Raw genomic sequence first — 22,777 nt, 5'->3', positions numbered from 1 at the left:
GTAGCCTGTGGCGGTTTTAACTAAATAGTGCAAAGGGAAGAGCACCACATATTCCTTCTCAAACTGATCCTACGGTAGGTTTGTTCAGGAACATGTGGTGCTCTTCTTGTTTTGTGTGAGTTAGACAGTATGTGACCGCTACAAGGCTACTACGTCTAACTGCGTTCCTCTGGGGTTGCTAGAGCACCACATATACATCGAATAATGCTTGACTATTTATTATATGTGTTGTACTATATAATTAAATTATGAGTACTATTTCTGATGGAGGGATAATCATGAGTCGTGATACTGCATATGTTCTTTGGTTTGATGAATTGCATCGTGAGGATGTGGATATTGTTGGTGGTAAGTCTTCTTCTTTAGGAGAAATGACTTCTTCTACGAATGTTCCTGTTCCTTATGGTTATGCGACGACAGCCCATGGCTATCGTTATTTCATGGAAGAAACTGGTTTGGTGGAACGTATTAAAGCTAAATTAGAAGAATTACATGATGTGGAAAACTCTGCATTGTTACGTAAGGTGACTGCAGAAGTACGTCAAATGATTATGGATGAAGAGATGCCAGCTCCATTGGCTGAGGCGATTCGCAAGGGTTATGAAGAGTTAGCTCAAAAGGTAGGGGAAGAAAACCCATTTGTGGCGGTACGATCCAGTGCTACTGCAGAAGATTTGCCAGATGCTAGCTTTGCAGGTCAACAAGATACATACTTAAATGTTCGTGGTGCTGATATGATCATTGCGAAAGTTAAAGAATGCTATGCATCTACTTTCACAGACCGTGCTACCTATTATCGTGTGAAACAAGGGTTCGACCACATGACAGTAGCTTTGTCTGCGGCTATCCAAATGATGGTATACTCCAAAGCAGCAGGTGTTATGTTCTCTGTGAACATTATGAATGGCGATGATAAATCGATCATCATCGAAGGTTCTTGGGGCCTTGGTGAATATGTAGTACAAGGCACAGTGACACCAGATAATTTCACTGTAGATAAAGCTACATTGCAAATTACAGATCGTATGATTAATGATAAAAATGTGGCATTAGTTCGAAAACCTGATGGAGATTGTGAAGAAATTCAAATTCCTGATGAGCAAGCTCGTGCGCAAGTGATTACTGATGCACAAGTTATCGAACTTGCAACGTATGCGAAAGCAATTGAAAAACATTATGGATGCTATATGGATATGGAATGGGGCATCGATGAGCGCGATGGAAAAGTATGGATTTTACAAGCCCGTCCAGAAACTGTATTCTCTCAAAAGAAAGAAAAAGAAGAAGCTGTAGTAGAGGCGACTACTACAGAACGTAAGATTGTTGTAAAAGGTCTTCCTGCAAGCCCTGGTAAAGCAGCAGGTCGTGCTCATGTCATCGAAAATCCAGAAGATATCGATGATTTCAAAGAAGGAGAAATCCTTGTTACTACTATGACCGCTCCTGACTGGGTTCCAGCCATGAAAAAAGCAAAAGCTATCGTCACAGATGCTGGTGGTATGACTTGTCATGCGTCTATCGTAAGCCGTGAGTTGGGTATTCCATGTATTGTAGGTACAAAATCTCGCAGTGAAGAGGCTACAAAAACGATTACAGATGGTCAAATGATTACTGTGGATGCTACCAATGGTATTGTGTATGATGGCATTTTAGAAGAAGCAACTAAAAAGGCAGAACCTGCAGCAGAAGCACGGTATGTTGAGCCAACTCCAATTACAGGCACTAAAATCTACATGAACTTAGGCGATCCAGACTTGGCTGAAAAATATGGCGTATTACCTTGCGATGGCATCGGCTTAATGCGTGAAGAGTTCATTTGGACTACGTTCATCCATGAACATCCAATGCATTTAATCGAAACAGGTCGTCGTGATTTTGCTATCGATACATTAGCAGAAGGCATGCGTAAAGTATGTGCAGCCTTGGCACCTCGTCAAGTTGTATTGCGTTTGAGTGACTTCAAATCTAGCGAATATCGTGATTTAAATGGTGGTGATAAATACGAACCAGAAGAATCTAGTGCGTTACTTGGATTCCGTGGCGCTTCTCGTTACTATGATGAACGCTATGCACCAGCTTTCTTATTAGAATTAGAAGCCATCAAGAAAGTGCGTAATGAATTTGGCTTTAAAAACTTGCAAGTCATGATTCCATTCTGCCGTACTGTGAAGGAAGCAGCCGAAGTGACTCGTATCATGGCGGAACATGGCTTACAACGTAATGCGGACTTTAAAGTATGGTTGATGGCTGAAATCCCTGCGAACATTATTTTAGCAGATCAATTCAATCAATATGTAGATGGTTATTCTATCGGTTCCAATGACTTGACTATGCTTGTATTGGGTTGTGATCGCGATAATGAAACAGTACAACATATTTATGATGAAAGAAACTTGGCCGTGAAACGTGCTATCAAACATTTAATTGAAACGGCACACAAAGATGGCAAGACTGTATCCATCTGTGGACAAGCGCCAAGTGTATATCCAGAGTTCTGTGAGTTCTTAGTTCGTCATGGCATTGATTCTATTTCTGTGAATCCAGATGCTGTAGTATCCACGAAAAAAATGGTGGCACAACTGGAACAACGTATTATGTTAGATGCTTTGACAGGCAAAGGTCGTCAAAATACAGAAGCTTTAGATTGGTAATAGATGAGGAGGCTCTGGAAAGAGTCTCCTTTTTCATAGAAAGGCAATACTATGAATCTTTCAAAACGACAAGAATCGATCGTGCAAATTGTGAAACAAGAGGGACCCATCACAGGAAAAGCCATCGCTACAAAATTAGATCTAACACGTTCTGCTTTGCGATCTGACTTGACAGTATTAACGATGATGGGGATTTTGGATGCACGACCAAAAGTAGGTTATTATTATGTGGGGAAAGTAGCCAATAATCCTTTGGCGGCAGAAATCAATAGCTTTACAGTAGCACAAGTGATGTCTAGCGTTGTGGCGGTAAGTTCTACGGCATCTGTATATGACACAATCGTTACCATGTTTACAGAAGATGTAGGAACTATTTTAATCTGTGATGATGGCATATTAAAAGGTGTAGTATCTCGTAAGGATTTATTACGAGCTTCCTTAGGTGGATCTGATTTAAATACTATGCCTATTTCTATGATTATGACACCCACCAGTAAAGTAGTAGTAGCATACCCGGATATGCCTGTTGTGGAAGCAGTAGAACGGATGATTGATTTCGAAATTGATTGCGTCCCTGTGATAGATAAGGTATTATTAGAAGCAAATAAGGAATATCGAGTGCTAGGTCGTATTTCAAAGACGACAGTGACTCGTTTATTCTGGGATTGTGGAAAACGATAGGAGTAAGTATGGCTAAAATTATTTATGCAATCTCTGATTCTTTAGGAGAAACAGCAGAATCAGTGGCGCGTGCTACGGCGAGTCAATATGATAAAGAAACGATTGATATCGTTCGTGTGCCCTACATTAATGATGAATTACAAATCAATGAAGTGGTGAAAGAGGCAGCAGCTGGTGGACATGTAATCTGTCATACCATTGTATCGCCAGATCTTCGTGCCTACTTGGATATGGCTTGTAAAGAGCAAGGGGTGCAATCCGTGGATATCATGGGCCCAGTGATGAATGCAGTGGGGACTATGACAGAGACTGAGCCTCGATTGGCACCGGGTATGATTCATAAGCTAGACCAAGAATATTTTAAAAAGGTAGAGGCTATTGAATTTGCTGTAAAATACGACGATGGCAAAAATCCAAAAGGCTTTGAAAAAGCAGATATTGTCATTATTGGTATTTCCCGTACAAGTAAAACACCATTGTCTATGTTCTTAGCCTACAAAAAAATAAAAGCTGCTAATTTACCATTGGTACCAGAAGTACCATTGCCAGAGGAATTATTCCAAATCCCTGGCCGCAAAATTGTGGGATTAATTATTGATCCTTTCAAACTAAACAATATTCGTGAAGAACGTCTTCGTACAATGGGTTTACATGCAGATGCTAATTATGCAAATGTAAGCCGTATTGAAGAAGAATTAAATTACGCAAAAACTGTGATGAGACGGTTGCATTGTCCCGTCCTTGATGTGACAAACAAATCCATTGAGGAAACGGCAGGAATGGTAATGCAAATTATTCAAAAAAATCGTGTCATGGAAACGCGATAAGTGAGGAGGTGTCATATGAGTATTCGTGAAATGCTAGAAGAACGAGAATACACAATTCTAAGTCCTTATGCAGCTAAGAGCAGAGAGTCTGTTCGTGACCGTGAGGAAGAGCAAGATCCGTATCGGACAGATTTTCAGCGGGATAGGGATCGCATTCTTCATAGTAAATGTTTCCGACGATTAAAACATAAAACTCAGGTCTACATTGCACCGGGAGATCATTACCGAACTCGTATGACACATACTTTGGAAGTAGGTCAAATTGGTCGGACTATTGCCCGTGCTTTGCGTTTGAATGAAGATTTGACCGAGGCCATTGCTATGGGCCATGATGTGGGACATACGCCATTTGGTCATGTAGGGGAATATGCTCTTCGTGATATGGTAGGCCATTTCAATCATAATGAGCAAAGCTTGCGCATGGTGGAAAGTATTGAAAAAAATGGACGAGGACTCAACTTAACTACGGCAGTTCGTGATGGTATTTTAGGTCATACAGGTTCTCATATACCGATTACTCTAGAGGGGCAAATTATTCGTACAGCTGACCGTATTGCGTACTTATGCCATGATTTTGATGATGCACTGCGTGCACATATGCTAAAGGTAGATGATTTGCCGAAAGAAGTGGTGCAAGTCTTTGGAGATACCCATTCTAAAATGATTACGGCTATGGTGACAGATATGGTGACATCCTCTATGGATCAACCAGTGATTTCTATGTCAGAACGTGGCGTAGAAACCATGAATATTTTCCGCCGCTTTATGTTTGAGCGCGTCTACCGAGCACCGTCATTAATCCCAGATCGGAACAAAGGTGACTATGTGGTAAAACATCTCTTTATGTATTATAAAGAACACCCAGAGGCCATCCGCCATGAAATTCATCATGACAATCCCATCACAGACCAAGATATCGTGGACTATGTAGCGGGACTAACAGACAATTATGCGATTAAACTATTCACTGAATATTACATACCGAAAGTATGGGATAACTAATCTGCTTTTACAGAAATGCTGCGCCAAGGCGTGGCATTTTTTGTTTGTAAATTTAGGGCGTTCATGCCCTAAATTCTTAAAAATAAAAAGTTTGGGGTATTCATGCCCTAAACTTTCTAAAAATAGAAGTTTGGGGTATAATACATGTAAAAGGAGTGATACGAATGAATCGTAGGAAACAACTAAAAGTACGACACAAATATTTAGAACAGCTGATTGCTTTTAAAGATACAGAACCTGTTAAAGTCATCACTGGAATCAGACGTTGTGGAAAATCTAGCTTGATGCTTTTGATGCAGGAATATTTAATACGGCAAGGAATCCCCGAGGAGCAAATTATAGCTATTAATTTTGAGTCTTTAACATTTCAAGAGATGACCTATAAAGATTTATACAATTATGTGAAAAATAAAGTTACCACAGAGAATACATACTATTTATTTTTTGATGAACTTCAGAAGATTGATCAGTGGGAATTAGCTATTAATTCGTTCCAAGTAGATTTTAATTGCGATATTTATATTACGGGGTCAAATTCGTATTTGTTATCATCGGAATATTCCACTTATTTATCTGGAAGATATGTTGAAATTAAAATGTATCCGTTATCGTTTAGTGAATTTATAGACTTTCACGGATATCAAGTTACAGAATATAAAACGCCCATGGGACATGTTAAGAAACGCGCTGTGAATGAGCAACAGGATATTGTAGAACTAAGTGATTTATTCGATGCGTATATGCGGTATGGTGGTATGCCAGGGATTGCAGATGTAGGATTAGAACAGGATAAAGCTTTCATACTATTAGAGGGCGTGTATTCTACTGTAGTGGTGCGTGATATTTTAGAGCGTGAAAGAAATCGAAAAGGACGGCAAGTCACCGATGCAGAATTACTTAGAAAAATAATTTTATTTTTAGCCGATAATATTGGAAATACTACATCATTTAACTCTATTAGCAATACTCTTGTATCTGAACAGATGATAGTGAATCGTGAAAAACAAGGGAAGCCTGCCAATCAAACGATTGCTGCTTATATAGGCGCGTTAAAAGAAACCTATTTATTCTATGATGTCAAACGATTTGATATAAAAGGAAAAGAATATTTGCGTACCTTGGGTAAGTACTACATTGTCGATATGGGATTGCGTAATTATTTACTAGGAATACGTGATAGGGATCGAGGGCATGCTTTAGAAAATGTAGTATATCTTGAGCTATTGCGAAGAGGATACGATGTAGCTATTGGTAAAATAGATACATTAGAAGTGGATTTTATTGCAACAACAGCAACGGAAAAACTTTATATTCAAGTGACGGAAACAATGAAGGATGAAACAGTAAGACAAAGAGAGCTAAAACCATTACAAAAAATTCCTAATAACTATAAAAAAATAGTTCTTTCTATGGATTTGGCATTAGATGATGATTATGATGGTATACATGTAGTAAGTATAGTAGATTGGCTACTTTCTTAGTTTGACATTTGTTCCTATTTTGAGTAAACTTAAAAGTGGTACTGAACAATGTAGATTGAGTTTTTAGTGTTTATATAAGAGAGTGTGAAAGGAGGGCTATATTGGTTACCGTTAAAGAGAAAATTTTAGCAGCGGCGGCGATTATGATTGAGGAAAGAGGTATATCATTTCGTATGGATGATTTAGCAAAATCTCTTACCATTAGTAAGCGCACGTTGTATGAACAATTTCATTCTAAACATGAAATCGTGGAAACCATTTTAGTCCATGGAGCAGAAGAGTTTTACAGACAACATGAGAATATTGTAAAAAATAAAAATCTCACTTTAGAAGAAGTATTAGATCAGTATTTTAAAGTACGGTCAAATTTGTATGCGGCTTTCAATGGGGAATCTTTCATAGAAATCTTTTTAGCTATACCGCAACTACAAGAAACTCTGAAAAGTTTGTTCAAGAAAGATTGGGACTTGCTCAAAGACTATTTAGTACGCCAACAAGAGCAAGGTTATATTGCTCAATACGTAGATATTGATATTATCATTATGATGTTGCAAGGGGCTGTACGAAACATTGTATTTGAAAGCTCCAGTCATCATGAGGATGTATATACATATATGCCAAAAGTTATTTCAGTCATATTACAAGGTATTATAAATAAGGGTGAAACGAATGAAAAAACAAGCTTATAATGGTTTAGTGGCAGCTAGCTTGGCAGCCCTTGTACTAGTATCTGGTTGTGGTGGACAGGCTCCAGGTCAAGGTCCAACGGAGGTAAACTCCTATAAAATCACAGCTACTGATACAAATGTACAAGAATCTTTTAATGGTACTGTATTAGCACAAAATTCCATTGTGATTCGAGCGAACGTATCCGGTCGAGTTGTGGAAAAATATGTAAAAGGCGGCGACACGGTAAAAGCCGGTCAAGCATTGTATCGTCTCGATGGACGTCAATACGAAGCGAACCTAGTTAGTGCGCAAGCCAATGCAGCACGATCTAGCGCAGCGTACCAAAACTCTCAAGTCGATTTACAGCGCTATCAAACATTGGCCAATGAAGATGCTATTGCCCGCCAAACATTAGATACACAAGCTAGTGTGGCAGCCCAAAATCGCGCAGCCTTAGAAGCGATGGAAGCACAAATTCGCTTAGCGGAAAATAATTTGCAAGATACAGTTGTGTATGCGCCATTTGATGGTACATTAGAAATGGATGATGTAGATCTAGGAACATTTGTGACAGCAGGTCAAACAGCACTTGTTACATTGAACTCTACAGATCCAGTATATGTACAATTTAGCATGAGTGAAGCAGAATACTTAGAATACAAAAAAGCACATCGTTCTGTTGATGGGGAAGTAGAATTGAAATTGTCCAATGGTGAGATTTATGGTACCTATGATGATAATCATAAAATTGTAAGTACTATTAAAGGTCATATCGTAGAAGCAGCGAAAAACTTGGATAATGGTACAGGTCAATTGATTTTGAAAGCGGTCTTCCCGAACCCAAATCATATGTTGTTGCCAAATATGTATGCATCCGTTATTACTAGTGGTGAAACTATTCAAGGGGCTATCTTAGTGCCATCTCGTGCTTTATTACAAGTATTGGATAAAACATTTGTGATGGTCATCCGCGATGGTAAAGTAGAACAAGTGCCTGTCACAACAAGTGGTACTAATGGTAAATACACCATCATTCGTCCTTCCAAAGATGGTAAAGGTCTAACAGTAGGCGATGAAATCGTTGTAGACGGCTTAACAAAAGCGAAAAATGGCGCAGAAGTTAAGGCAACTTTATTAAGCAAGGAAGATATTGAGAAAGGTAATTAGGGTGATATTGTGTCAAAATTCTTTATTAATCGCCCTATCTTTGCTATCGTAATCTCTATTATCATTACATTGCTAGGGTTGATTTCCTTATCAAAACTGCCGATCGACAGATACCCACAGATTTCTCCACCGCAAGTACAGGTACGTACTGCCTACATGGGGGCCAATGCTGAGGTTGTAAGCGAATCGGTAGCGGCAGTCATCGAAAAACAAATCGTTGGCGTCCAAAATATGGATTATATGAAATCCACGAGTACAGGGGATGGCTCCTATAACTTGACAGTTCAATTTGAGCAAGGAACTGATGCCGATATGGATACGGTAAACGTACAAAACCGTGTAGCCCGTGCCTTGGCATCCTTGCCATCCGAAGTACAAACGGTGGGCGTGACCACTACGAAATCATCTGGGGATATGGCCATGGTATTCTCTTTGGTATCTCCAAATGGTAGTTATGATAGAACGTTCTTGAAAAACTATGCTACGAACTACATGATGGATGCCATCCAATCTGTGAATGGTGTTGGTACGGTGCAGGAGTTCGGTGCTGACTATGCCATGCGTATTTGGCTAGATCCTACGAAAATGTCTAAGTATGGCGTTACGATAACAGATGTAAGCAATGCGATTCGGAGTCAAAATAAACAGGCTGCAGCAGGTGCTTTAGGATCTGATCCAATCGACAAAGATCAAGCTTTCAATACATCTGTAAAAGTACAAGGTCGTTTGGCTGAAATTTCAGAATTTGAAAATATCGTAATTAAAAAAGATAAAAAGAATAATTTATTGCATTTAAAAGATGTAGCTCGTATTGAATTAGGCGCACAAAGTTACTCTGTAGAGCCTACAAGCTTCTCAAAAGAGACTGGTAATGATAAACCAGTAGCAGTATTTGCGGTGTCCTTAACAAACGATGCGAACGCATTAGAAACTATTAGCGCTGTAAAAGAGGTTATTCACCAACAAGAAGAAGCATTCCCACCGGATATGCAAGCGAAGATTATTGTAGATAATACAAAATTCGTAAAAGCTTCTATGAAAGAAGTAGTCAAAACCTTTGCAGAAGCCTTGATTCTCGTAGCGATTATTGTTTACTTGTTCTTGCAAACATGGCAGTCCACAGTGATTCCAATGATTGCAGTGCCAGTATCTTTGATTGGTACTTTTGCGGCGTTCCAAGTGATGGGCTTTACTGTTAATACATTGACCTTGCTAGCCATGGTGTTAGCGATCGGTCTCGTCGTGGATGATGCGATCGTCGTAATCGAAGCTGTAGAATATGAAATGCGCTACAATGGGTTGAAACCAAAGGCGGCTACCGTAGCAGCCATGGAAAAAGTACAAGGCCCTGTTATTGGTATTGCCTTTGTATTGATTTCTGTTTTCGTACCTGTTGCTTTTATGGGTGGTCTAACTGGTGTATTGTATAAGCAGTTTGCTTTAACCGTAGCTATCTCAGTCATTATCTCCGCTTTTGTGGCATTGACTTTGACACCAGCCTTGTGCGGGATTATGTTAAAACCACATGTGCAGAAACCAAGCACTAATATAGTAGGACGATTCTTAGAGTGGTTTAATGGTTTCTTAGATCGCAGAATCGATCAATATGGTATCTTATTAGCGCGGTGGGCGAATCGATTGTGGGCTACTTGGTTAGCATTAGCGGTGTTCTTGGTGGCTACTTTTGGAATGATGCGCATGGTTCCGAGTGGGTTCGTACCAGCTGAGGACAGTGGCTACTTTATGGTTGCTGTTTCATTACCTCCAGGTGCTACGACTAGCCGTACGAAAGAAGTATTAACTGATTTAGGACATTTCTTGAATGAAGATAAGGATATGAATGGTACGATTACTGTACCAGGTTTCGATATCTTAGCTGGGGCGGCACAAACTAGTGGTGGTGTTATCTTTACATCTTTAACGGACTGGGGCGACAGAACACAGCCAGATCAACAACTTGGCGTGAAGATTCGCAATACTTTCATGCATGGTTCTAAAGATCCACGAGCTACGATCATTCCGTTGAACCCACCATCTATTCCTGGCCTTGGTAATACAGGTGGTTTCTCCATGTACCTTATCAATAAAGCAGGCCACACTACAGAGCAAATGAATGCGGTAATAGAACAGTTCCTAGCAGAGGCTAGAAAACGTCCTGAGTTCCGCACCGTTTACACGACTTTCAATACGGCCACACCGTCTTATAATTTTGATGTGAATCGTGATAGAGCGGCTCGTGATGGCGTAGCTGTGACAGATATTTATACGGCTTTACAAGGGTATTATGGTGGCATGCAGTTAAATGACTTTACTAAGTTTGGTAAAAACTATAAAGTTATGTTGCAAGCGGACAATCAGTTCCGTACAGATCCTAGCATGAATCATCTGTTAACAGTGCGTAATGCAGCCGGCCAAATGGTACCAGTAGATACCTATATTACACCTCAAAAAACAACATCTGCTTTTGTGGTGACACGGTATAATAACTTCCCAGCTGTGAGCATCGGTGGTAATGCTGCACAAGGTGTTAGCTCTGGTGATGCTATCAAAGCATTGGAAGAAGTGGCGAAAGATACATTGCCACAAGGGTACACCTATGATTGGGGTGGACAAACTCGTGAGGAAATCAAAGCAGGATCCCAAGTGTTGATTATCTTTGGATTCGGTATCGTCTTTGTATTCCTTGTATTGGCTGCCTTGTACGAATCTTGGAAAGTACCATTTGCTGTATTATTATCTGTTCCAACAGGTATCTTTGGTGCCGTGCTTGGTCCATGGTTATTCAATATGATTGGGGCCATGATGAAATCTACACACTTCTTTGCTTTGGATATTTACTTCCAAATCGGCTTGCTTACATTGGTGGGATTGGCAGCGAAGAATGCCATCTTGATCATCGAATATGCTAAGATTCGTGTGGATGAACAAGGTATGAATTATGTAGATGCCGCTATTGAAGCAGCGAAGATTCGTTTACGTCCTATCTTGATGACGTCCTTAGCATTCATCATTGGATGTTTGCCATTGATGTTGGCAAGTGGCGCTGGTGCTGGTGCCCGTGCATCCTTGGGCGTAACAGTAGTATTTGGTATGATTACAGCTACATTCTTTGGGGTGGCAATCATTCCTATGCTGTTCATTATTATGGAAAAAATGGGATTTAAACGTCACTAATTAGGCTATGCAGCCTTAACTGAATATGATAAAGGGAAGAGCACGACATATTCCTACGCAAACTGATACAGTGGTTAGGTTTGCTCCGGAACATGTCGTGCTCTTCTTGTGTTTGTGTGATTTTGGCAGTAAGGGCGCCACAAAGGCTGCTACGCCTCACTGCGTTCCTTAATTATAGATATTTTTCGTTTCTTTAACTAGAAATGACAAAGCCTAACGTAAATGATAAGTGTTCGTAGCACTTATACACGTTAGGCAAGTCAAATTTTCACAAAATTTTGAGATGAGCCTAACGCCAGCACACGTTGATGGCTCTTCTTATTTACAAATCTAGTATAGCATACTTTACGATAAAATACTACTTTTTAGAGTATGCAGTCTTGTGGGTCGTCACTTGTAAGGCTATGCAGCCTTGTGGCGGTTTTAACTGAATAGGATAAAGGGAAGACCGTAACACACCCCTTCACAAACTATACAGTGGTTATGTTTGCTCAGGGGTATGTTATGGTCTTCTGCTTTTGTATCAATTTGTCAATAAGGGGCGCCATGAAGGCTGCTATACCTAACTGCGTTCCTTAATTATAGATATTTTTCGTTTCTTTAACTAGAAATGAAAAAGCCTAACGTAAATGATAAGTGTTGGAAGCACTTATACACGTTAGGCTTATCATCTTTTAAGCTTTGAGATGAGTCTAACGCCTGCGCACGTTGATGGCTCTTCTTTTTACATGTCAAGTATATCATACTTTGTGGAATAATACTACTTGTTTCGCTATGGATTGTTTGGTGGTTGTGAGTAATAAAGCAAAGAGCACGACATATTCCTACCCGAACTGATTCAGTGATTAAGTTTGTTGAGAGAGCACCGTTATCTTATGGTGTTTAAATTGAATAAATAAACATAATTTCAAAATGATGAAAGTATTTAATTCGTTTAAAACTCGGAGGGTGACAGGATAAAATATTGAGATATATGAATATTTTAATATTGCATTCATTAGATGGTATGCATTATAATAGATATATATTTAAAAGTGTAGATATGCAAACTAAACGGGTATGTGCTATAGGAAGTGGCTCATGCCACATTGGTGTTATAGCAGTTTGGGAATTTTAAAATCGTTAAGTATTTAAACTTTATAATATAGATAGTTGATGTAGCAACGCTTTCACATTCATTGTGATGATTTGATATGTATAGAGTATGAAAGTTATTGGATAGTATCCGTCATAGTGGTAATGTGTAAGGAAAGTAGAAAGGAATAGAATGTATGAAAGATAACTTTTCAAAAAAACGTAAAAAATACGCTGTTGCATTGTTGGCTGCAACGGCAGCGACAGTAGCGACGTCATTCAGCCCTAGTGCACCATGGGTGATGGCTAGTGGAGGGGCATCTGATACGGATCCTTTTTTACCACCTGACTTTAATCCTCCAGAATATACGGAGGTGCCCTTTGATCCAAATGCGAATAATATAAATATTCCTTTTTATCATGTGCAAGCAGGTAATAATGTAAGTGTTACAACGAATACTTTTAAAGCAGGAGATTTTAATGGGAACGAGGCAACGTTTAATAATTTTATTGTAAAAGCCAATGATACTCTTGTTGAGGATAGCGATGATATCGTTGTTGATCAAGGTAATAGTGAACATGCTGAAAAAGGTAATGAAAACGGCGTTACTCGTAAGTATAAGTTAACTTTAAGTAAGGAATTAAAAGACAAAATTGACAAAGCTGCTGGCGGCGGTGGCGGCGGAGCGGCTCCGTCTAAACTTGAGGCAGGTACGAATACAACTGTTGAGGGCGATGGTACAGAGGGTAATAAATATAAAGTAAACATAAACCCAGAGTTAACAGGAATTACGTCTATTACTGGTGATACATTGACATTGAATGGTGGCACAACAACCGTTGCGATCAACGATGATGGTGTTAATGTAGGTGGTAAAAAAATTACTAACCTAGCAGATGCAGCGTTAACAGGTAGCTCTACCGATGCTGTAACAGGTAAACAATTACATGAAACGAATGAAAAAGTTGAAGGTAAGTTAGATAAAACAGCAGAACGTCATATTAAACCAGGTGCATATACAGTGGAGAACGGTACTGTTACATTAACATATGTAGATGGTGACGGTAACGACGCAGCAGGAAAAGCAACAATTACTGGTTTAAATGCTGTTAAATCTGTTACATCTGGTGATGAGAGCAAATTAACTGTTGCTAATAATAATGGTGCTATTACAGTAACGCCTGTAGTGGCTACTAATGTTACAGATGCTGGCAATGCAAATAAACTAACGACAGCAAGCGTAGTCAATACAGCCATCAATAATGCAACAAGTCCATTGGCGAATAAAGCCTTATCCAACATCACAGATGCTGGTAAAAAAGTGATTACTGGCTTAGGCACAGAAGTCGTACAAGGTAATGGCGTTACAGTTACTTCTAGCGAAGATGCAGCAACAGGTAAGAAAACATACACTATTTCTGCAGTAAAACCAAACTTTGCAAATGGTACGAACACAACTTTTGAAGGTAATGGCACAGAAGGTAGCCCTTACAAATATAATGTAAACTCAGCGTTAACAGGCATTACGTCGATTACTGGTGATACTGGACTAACATTCACTGGTGCTGGTACTGCAGTAACGATCAATGCGGCCGGCGTAAATGTAGGTGGTGCTAAGGTGACTAACTTAGCAGATGCTGCATTAACAAATAGTTCTACTGATGCTGTAACAGGTAAACAATTACATGAAACGAATGAAAAAGTTGAAGGTAAGTTAGACAAAACAGCGGAACGTCATATTAAAGCACAGGCATACACTGTGGAGAACGGAACGGTTACATTACACTATGTAGATGCTGAAGGTAAGGACAAATCAGAAACAGCTACAATTTCTGGTTTAAACCCAGTGAAATCTGTTACTTCTGGTGATGCGAACACATTAACTGTTGAGAATAATAATGGTGCTATTACAGTAACGCCTATAGTGGCTACTAATGTTACAGATGCTGGCAATGCAAATAAACTAACGACAGCAAGCGTAGTCAATACAGCCATCAATAATGCAACAAATCCATTGGCAAATAAAGCCTTATCCAACATTACAGATGATGGTAAAAAAGTGATTACTGGCTTAGGCACAGAAGTTCTACAAGGTGATGGTGTTACAGTTACTCCAAATGAAGATGCAACAACAGGTAAGAAAACATACACTATCTCTGCGGCAAAATTGAATTTTGCAAATGGTACGAATACAACTGTTGATGGTGATGGTACAAAAGATAAACCTTACAAATACAACGTGAATCCGGCATTAACAGGCATTACGTCGATTACTGGTGATACTGGATTAACTTTCAATGGTGCTGGTACTGCGGTAACGATCAATGGCAATGGTGTTAATGTAGGTGGAGCTAAAGTAACTAACCTAGCAGATGCTGCATTAACAGATAGTTCTAGTGATGCTGTAACAGGTAAACAATTACATACAACGAATGAAAAAGTTGAAGGTAAGTTAGATAAAGCAGCAGAACGTCATATTAAACCAGGTGATTATACAGTGGAGAACGGCACTGTTACATTAACATATGTAGATGGTGACGGTAACGACACAACAGACAAAGCAAAAATTACTGGATTAAGTTCTCTTAAATCTGTTGCTTCTGGCGATACGAATACATTAACTGTTACTAACAATAATGGCGATATTACAGTAACACCTGTAGTGGCTGCTGATATTACAGATGCTGGCGATGCAAACAAACTTGCGACAGCAGGCGCAGTCAATACAGCAATCACTAATGCAACAAGTCCATTGGCAGATAAAAACTTATCCAACATTACAGATGCTGGTAAAAAAGTGATTACTGGATTAGGTACAGAAGTCGTACAAGGTGATGGCGTTACTGTTACTCATACTGAAGATACAACAACAGGTAAGAAAACATATACCATCTCTGCAGTAAAACCGAACTTTGCAGCTGGTACAAATACAACTCTTGAGGGTGATGGTACAACAGCTAAACCTTACAAATATAACGTGAACCCAGCATTAACAGGTATTACGTCTATTACTGGTGATACATTAACATTACATGGTGGTACAACAACTGTTACAATCAATGATGCTGGTGTTGATGTAGGTGGTAAAAAAATCACTAACCTAGCAGATGCTGCATTAACAAATAGTTCTACTGATGCTGTAACAGGTAAACAGTTACATACAACGAATGAAAAAGTAGAAGCTAAATTAGATAAAACAGCAGAACGTCATATTAAACCACAAGCGTATACTGTGGAGAATGGAACTGTTACATTAAAATATGAAGATGCTAATGGCAAAGAAACAACAGAAACAGCTACAATTTCTGGTTTAAACCCAGTGAAATCTGTTGCTTCTGGTGATGCGAACACATTAACTGTTGCGAATAATAATGGCGATATTACGGTAACACCTGTAGTGGCTGCTGATGTTACAAAAGCTGATGATGCAAGTAAACTTGCAACAGCAGGCGCAGTCAATACAGCAATCACTAATGCAACAGCTCCATTGGCAGATAAAAACTTATCCAACATTACAGATGCTGGTAAAAAAGTGATTACTGGCTTAGGCACAGAAGTCGTACAAGGTGATGGTATTACTGTTACTCCTGCTGAAGATACAACAACAGGTAAGAAAACATACACTATTTCTGCAGCAAAACTAAACTTTGCAAATGGTACGAATACAACTGTTGCAGGTGATGGCACAGTAGATAATCCTTACAAATATAACGTAAACCCAGCGTTAACTGGTATTACGTCGATTACAAATGCAACAACAGCAGATGGAGATGGTACGAAATTAACTATCGATGGCGATAAGCTATCCGTAGTGAACAAAAAAGGTGCTGACACAACAACAGTGACAATCGGCAAAGATGGTATTGATGCTGGTAATAAAAAAATCACTAACGTGGCAACACCGGAAGCTGACAAAGATGCAGCCAATAAAGAATATGTAGATGCTCAAAAATGGGGCTTAAAAGTTCAAAATGGCGATAATCCAGCGGAAGCTGTAACAGCGAAAGATAAAGCGATTACATTAAAAGCTAGTGCAGATACAAGTGATGATGAAGCAACTCCTAAAAAAGGTCTTTTAATCACTAAAGATGACCAAGGTAATATCACAGTTGGTCTAGATAAAGCGACTCGTACTGTATTAGATAATGCAGTGAACGGTAGCCAATTGCTCAACGAACGTGTGACAAGCCCAGTCATCTTCGTAGACAAAGATGGTAACCAAGTGTTCAAAACAGTAGATGGTAAATTTGTTACTAAAGATGGTGCAGAAGTTCCAGCAGCTGATTTAGATAAAGTTCATACTAAAGTCAATGCTGCCAAACCAATGACATTGGATAATGTGGCATCTGCTGTTACTGATTTAACAGGTAATACATACCTAGATAAATTAGCAGAAGGTGCAAAAGCTGATAACAAAGTAGCTAACTCTGCGGTGAATGTAACAGATTTACATAACACAGCGAATGCTCTTGTCACAAAAGGTCTTGATTTCCAAGGTAACCTAGGCGATGCAATTCATAAAGACTTAGGCGCAAAATTGGACATCGTAGGCGAAGGCACTGTAGCCGCTGATGCAACAACAGCAGCAAACAACATTCGTACTAAAAATGTTGATGGTAAGCTAGAAATCGGCTTAGTAAAAGACTTAAAAAATATTACATCTATTACAAATGCAGCTCCAGTAGATCCAGCACAACCTGATGCAGCGAAAGTAGCAAGCACTACATTAACAATCAATGGCGATGCATTAACTGTAGAAAACAAACAAGCTGATGGTACAAAAGCAACAGTGACAATCGGCAAAGATGGTATTGATGCCGGTAATAAAAAAATCACTAACGTGGCAACACCGGAAGCTGACAAAGATGCAGCTAATAAAGAATATGTAGATGCTCAAAAATGGGGCTTAAAAGTTCAAAATGGTGATGCAGCAGCAGAAGATGTAACACCAAAAGATAAAGCGATTACGTTAAAAGCTAGTGCAGATACAACTGATGATGCAACAAAACCTAAAAAAGGTCTTGTAATTGCCAAGGACGATCAAGGCAATATCACAGTTGGCTTAGAAAAAGCAGATCGTACTACATTAGACAATGCAGCTAACCTTGGTAACACAGCCTCTGACGGACGTGATGGAAAGGCAGGAAAAGATACAACTGGTGTTGTAGCTGGTTCTGCAGGTGCACAAGGTCCAACAGGTCAAGATGGCTTAAACGGTAAAGACTTAACAAATAAAGTCAATGCTCTTCGTAACGGCGAAGCTGGTACCGTAGTGTATACAAATGCAGCCGGCGATCGTCTTGTGAAAGCAAACGATGGTGAGTACTACAAAGCTAATGAAGTAGGAGAAGATGGGCAACCAACTCAAGGTGCAACTGCGGTAGATAAAACTACAGTGATTGCAAGCTTAGTATCTCCAGATGGCAACACAACTGGAGCAACAACTAAGTTATCTAACATTGCAGATGGTGCTATTTCCAAAGATTCTAAAGATGCAGTAAACGGTAGTCAATTGTTCAACGAACGTGTCACAAGTCCAGTGATCTTCGTAGACAAAGACGGTAACCAAGTATTCAAAACTGCAGATGGTAAATTTACTACTAAAGACGGTGCAGAAATTACTAATGCTGATGATTTAGCTAAGATTCATACAAAAGTGAATGCTGCTAAATCGATGACATTGGATAATGTGGCATCTGCTTTAGGCGAACCAGCTCAAGATGCAGATTACTTAGCTAAATTAAAAGAGGCTAAAGAAGGCAATACAGTTAATAACTCTGCAGTAAACGTAACAGACTTACATAATACTGCGAATGCTCTTGTCACAAAAGGTCTTGATTTCCAAGGAAACCTAGGCGATAAAATTCATAAAGACTTAGGCGCAAAATTGGAAATAGTAGGCGAAGGCACAGTAGCCGCTGATGCAACAACAGCAGCGAACAATATCCGTACTAAGAATGTTGATGGTAAGCTAGAAATCGGCTTAGTAAAAGACTTAAAAAATATTACATCGATTACAAATGCAGCTCCAGTAGATCCAACACAACCTGATGCAGCGAAAGTAGCAAGCACTACATTAACAATTGATGGTAATGCATTAACAGTAGAAAACAAACAAGCTGATGGCAAAAAAGCAACAGTGACAATCGGCAAAGATGGTATCAATGCTGGTGGTAAAACAATCACTAATGTGGCAGATCCAACAGGTAACAAAGATGCAGCTAATAAAGCATATGTAGATGCTCAAAAATGGGGCTTAAAAGTACAAAATGGAGATACTGCTGCAGAAGATGTAACACCAAATACAGGTAAAATTACATTAAAAGCTAGTGCAGACACAAGCGATGATGCAACAAAACCTAAAAAAGGTCTTGTAATTGCCAAGGACGATCAAGGCAACATTACACTTGGCTTAGAAAAAGCAGATCGTACTACATTAGACAATGCAGCTAACCTTGGTAATACAGCCTCTGACGGACGTGATGGAAAGGCAGGAAAAGATACAACTGGTGTTGTAGCTGGTTCTGCAGGTGCACAAGGCCCAACTGGCAAAGATGGCTTAAACGGTAAAGACTTAACGAATAAAGTCAATGCACTTCGTAACGGCGAAGCTGGTACCGTAGTGTATACAAATGCAGCCGGTGATCGTCTTGTGAAAGCAAACGATGGTCAGTACTACAAAGCTGATGAAGTTGAACCTAATGGAGAGAAAAAAACAGGAGCAACTGCGGTTCCTACCAAAGATGTAATTGCTAGCCTAGTATCTCCAGATGGCAAAACAACTGGTGCAACTAATAAGTTATCTAACATTGCAGATGGTGCTATTTCCAAAGATTCCAAAGATGCTGTAAACGGTAGACAATTGTTCAACGAACGTGTGACAAGTCCCGTCGTCTTCGTAGATAAAGATGGTAACCAAGTATTCAAAACTGCAGAAGGTAAATTTGTTACTAAAGAAGGTACAGCAGTTGCAGATTCTGATTTAGATAAAGTTCATACTAAAGTCAATGCTGACAAAGCAATGACATTGGATAACGTAGCATCCGCTGTTAATAATTTAACAGGTAATACATACCTAGATAAATTAGCAGAAGGTGCAAAAGCCGATAATAAAGTAGCTAACTCTGCAGTAAACGTAACAGATTTACATAGCACTGCGAATGCTCTTGTAACAAAAGGTCTTGAATTCAAAGGTAATCTAGGCGATGCAATTCATAAAAACTTAGGTGAAACGCTCGAAATCGTAGGCGAAGGCACTGTAGCCGCTGATGCAACAACAGCAGCCAACAACATCCGTACGAAGAAAACTGATGATGGTAAACTAGAAATTGGTCTAGTAAAAGACCTAACAGGTATTACATCCATCACAGGTGGTGATGCTAATAACGATACAAAAATCGAATTAGGCAAAACGGGATTAAAAATTACCAATACAGTAACACCAGATGCTGGTGGTGCACCAGAAACAAAAACAATTACTATCGGCAAAGATGGTATCAATGCAGATGGTACAAAAATCACTAATGTGGCAACACCAACAGATAACAAAGATGCAGCTAATAAAGAATATGTAGATGCTCAAAAATGGGGCTTAAAAGTTCAAAATGGCACTGATGCTGCAACAGATGTTACACCAGCTAATAAAGTAGTTACTTTCAAAACTGGTACTGGTACAGTAGCACCAACTAACTTGCCAGCAGGTCAAGATAGCCCTACAAAAGACACTGATAATGTAGCACCTAAAAAAGGTATCGTTCTTGAAACAGATAATCAAGGTAATGTGACTATCGGCTTAGAAAAAGCAGATCGTACTACATTAGACCATGCTGCAAACATTGGTAATACAGCTTCTGACGGTCGAGATGGCCAAGCAGGTGCTGGTAAAGATGGTGTAGCCGTAGGTGGTTCTGCAGGTGCACAAGGCCCAACTGGTAAAGATGGCTTAAACGGTAAAGATTTAACATCCAAAGTGAATGCACTTCGTAACGGTGAAGCTGGTACAGTAGTATATACAAATGCAGCAGGCGACCGTGTAGTTAAAGCTAACGATGGCAAGTATTACAAAGCTGATGAAGTAAAACCAGATGGCAATGTAAAAACTGAAACTGAAAATGGTGGTAAAGCTCCTGTAGCAGTGACACCAGAAGCACGTCTAGTAAGTCCAGATGGTACAACAACTGGAGCAACAACTAAGTTATCTAACATTGCAGATGGTGCTATTTCCAAAGATTCCAAAGATGCTGTTAACGGTAGTCAATTGTTCAACGAACGTGTAACAAATCCAACAATCTTCGTAGACAAAGATGGCAACCAAGTGTTCAAAACAACAGATGGTAAATTTGTAGATAAAAATGGGGCAGAAGTTCCTACAGATAAAATTCATACAAAATTGAATGCGGGTGCTCCAATGACATTGGATAATGTGGCATCTGCTGTCGAGAATGCGACTGTTCCTAACGCTGCAGATCCTAACAATGTTACTTTCAAAGAAAAATTGGCGGCGGCTGCAGGTGATGTTGCGACAAAACATTCCGCAGTAAATGTAGAAGATTTACATAAAGCAACTGCAGATACTAGCGATGCTCTTGTCACAAAAGGTCTTAATTTCCAAGGTAACCTAGGCGATGCAATTCATAAAGACTTAGGCGCAAAATTGGACATTGTAGGTGAAGGTACAGTAGCAGCTGGTGCAACAACAGCAGCGAACAACATCCGTACTAAAAATGTTGATGGTAAGCTAGAAATTGGTTTAGTAAAAGACTTAAAAAATATTACGTCGATTACAAATGCAGCAACAGCAGATGGGGCTGGCACTACATTAACAATCAATGGCGATGCATTAACTGTAGTAAACAAACAAGCTGATGGCAAAAAAGCAACAGTGACAATCGGCAAAGATGGTATCAACGCTGGTGGCACGAAGATTACTAACGTAGCTGAAGGTGCGATTAGTAAAGATTCTACAGATGTTGTGATCGGTAAACAATTACATGCTACTAACGAAAAAGTTTCTAATTTAGAAGAAACTAAGCTAAACAAAACTGACGATGTACATGTAAAAGCTGGCACATACACAGTTGATGATACAACAGGTACTGTTGCGTTACCTCTTGTGAAAGGTGATACAGATACGTCTACTGGTAAAAATGTAACAATCTCTGGTATCGTAACGCATGCAGCTCTTTCTAACACAATGGACGCTTACGAATTGCACATCGCTGGGGATAAAGATTCCAAGGCTATAACTACTCTTAAAAAAGGTCTAGCAGTTCGTGGTGCAGAGAACTTCACTCCTGATGCTGCAACGAAAGAAAAGGGTATCAATATCCAAGCTACAGCTACTGAAGGTGGCGTAAATATTAAATTATCTGATACATTAACTAAGATGAAAGGTATTACTTTCACTCCAGCTGAAAACAGTAAAGAGGCAGTAAGCTTAACATCTAATGGTCTTGACAATGGTGGTCATACAATCACAAATGTAGCAGCTGGTCAAAATGATACAGACGTAGTGAATGTGGCACAATTGAAAGGAATTGCAAATGTAGTAGGTGATGTGAATAACCGTGTTAACAGATCGAGTGCACAATCTGCGGCCTTGGCTGGCTTACAAACATTGCAATATGATCCGTTGGAGCCAACACAAATCTCTGCAGGTGTAGGTTATTATAAAGGATCTACTGCATTGGCGCTTGGCGTGGGTCATTATAAAAATGAATCTACTTTGTTCCATGTAGGTGCTTCTGTTAATGGACATGGTGATGAAGTGATGGCGAATGCAAGTGTCACATGGAAATTTGGTTCGCGAGCAACAGAAAGTGCTGTGAAAGATACATACCGTCAAGGTCCTATCAGTGCATCTTATACATTACAAGATAAAGTCTCAGCTTTAGAAGCTCAAAACCAAATACAAAGTGAAAAAATTAATGCTCAAAATCAAGCGATAGAAGATTTGAAGGCACAATTAGCAGAAGTGCTTCAATACATTAGAAAATAATAGTTTCTGGTCTATTATTTTTAGTGTAACAGCATAGCTATTAGTCAAAAAGG

Annotated in this window: 9 protein-coding genes; all 9 read left to right on the top strand. The window is 39.4% G+C overall.

Annotation, left to right across the window (positions count from 1 at the left end):
- Nucleotides 1–278 precede the first annotated feature (278 nt).
- On the top strand, nucleotides 279–2,651 hold the full coding sequence (gene ppsA / locus EO115_RS02000; protein WP_126937315.1) for a phosphoenolpyruvate synthase: 2,373 nt from the start codon (nucleotides 279–281) through the stop codon (nucleotides 2,649–2,651).
- 51 nt (nucleotides 2,652–2,702) lie between these two features.
- The gene (locus EO115_RS01995; protein ID WP_126937314.1) at nucleotides 2,703–3,332 is read left to right on the top strand and encodes a CBS domain-containing protein; all 630 of its coding nucleotides are present in this window, start codon (nucleotides 2,703–2,705) and stop codon (nucleotides 3,330–3,332) included.
- Nucleotides 3,333–3,340: 8 nt separating this feature from the next.
- Nucleotides 3,341–4,159, top strand: coding sequence for a pyruvate, water dikinase regulatory protein (locus tag EO115_RS01990; protein ID WP_126937313.1), 819 nt, complete (start codon nucleotides 3,341–3,343; stop codon nucleotides 4,157–4,159).
- A gap of 15 nt (nucleotides 4,160–4,174) precedes the next feature.
- Nucleotides 4,175–5,161: a deoxyguanosinetriphosphate triphosphohydrolase gene (locus EO115_RS01985; RefSeq protein WP_126937312.1), complete on the top strand. Its 987-nt coding sequence runs from the start codon at nucleotides 4,175–4,177 to the stop codon at nucleotides 5,159–5,161.
- Between the two features lie 164 nt (nucleotides 5,162–5,325).
- Complete coding sequence (locus tag EO115_RS01980) at nucleotides 5,326–6,642, top strand: ATP-binding protein (protein ID WP_126937311.1); 1,317 nt, start codon at nucleotides 5,326–5,328, stop codon at nucleotides 6,640–6,642.
- A gap of 101 nt (nucleotides 6,643–6,743) precedes the next feature.
- Nucleotides 6,744–7,331, top strand: coding sequence for a TetR/AcrR family transcriptional regulator (locus tag EO115_RS01975; RefSeq protein ID WP_126937310.1), 588 nt, complete (start codon nucleotides 6,744–6,746; stop codon nucleotides 7,329–7,331).
- Nucleotides 7,312–8,478: an efflux RND transporter periplasmic adaptor subunit gene (locus EO115_RS01970; RefSeq protein WP_126937309.1), complete on the top strand. Its 1,167-nt coding sequence runs from the start codon at nucleotides 7,312–7,314 to the stop codon at nucleotides 8,476–8,478. The genes EO115_RS01975 and EO115_RS01970 overlap by 20 nt, the downstream gene beginning before the upstream one ends.
- 9 nt (nucleotides 8,479–8,487) lie before the next feature.
- Nucleotides 8,488–11,652: an efflux RND transporter permease subunit gene (locus tag EO115_RS01965; RefSeq protein WP_126937308.1), complete on the top strand. Its 3,165-nt coding sequence runs from the start codon at nucleotides 8,488–8,490 to the stop codon at nucleotides 11,650–11,652.
- 1,271 nt (nucleotides 11,653–12,923) lie between these two features.
- A complete protein-coding gene (locus EO115_RS01960) occupies nucleotides 12,924–22,724 on the top strand; it encodes a YadA-like family protein (RefSeq protein ID WP_126937307.1) in 9,801 nt (3,266 codons plus the stop codon).
- Nucleotides 22,725–22,777: the final 53 nt, after the last annotated feature.

The sequence above is a fragment of the Veillonella sp. CHU740 genome (assembly GCF_003992055.1).
Lineage (GTDB): Bacteria > Bacillota > Negativicutes > Veillonellales > Veillonellaceae > F0422.
Note: the sequence above shows the minus strand (reverse complement) of the source record. Positions and strands in the feature narration are given on the sequence as shown.

What these genes read in the sequence shown, in the direction of transcription:
- ppsA (WP_126937315.1), top strand. Translation starts at nt 279, where the DNA reads ATGAGTCGTGATACTGCATATGTTCTTTGGTTTGATGAATTGCATCGT.
- EO115_RS01995 (WP_126937314.1), top strand. Translation starts at nt 2,703, where the DNA reads ATGAATCTTTCAAAACGACAAGAATCGATCGTGCAAATTGTGAAACAA.
- EO115_RS01990 (WP_126937313.1), top strand. Translation starts at nt 3,341, where the DNA reads ATGGCTAAAATTATTTATGCAATCTCTGATTCTTTAGGAGAAACAGCA.
- EO115_RS01985 (WP_126937312.1), top strand. Translation starts at nt 4,175, where the DNA reads ATGAGTATTCGTGAAATGCTAGAAGAACGAGAATACACAATTCTAAGT.
- EO115_RS01980 (WP_126937311.1), top strand. Translation starts at nt 5,326, where the DNA reads ATGAATCGTAGGAAACAACTAAAAGTACGACACAAATATTTAGAACAG.
- EO115_RS01970 (WP_126937309.1), top strand. Translation starts at nt 7,312, where the DNA reads ATGAAAAAACAAGCTTATAATGGTTTAGTGGCAGCTAGCTTGGCAGCC.
- EO115_RS01960 (WP_126937307.1), top strand. Translation starts at nt 12,924, where the DNA reads ATGAAAGATAACTTTTCAAAAAAACGTAAAAAATACGCTGTTGCATTG.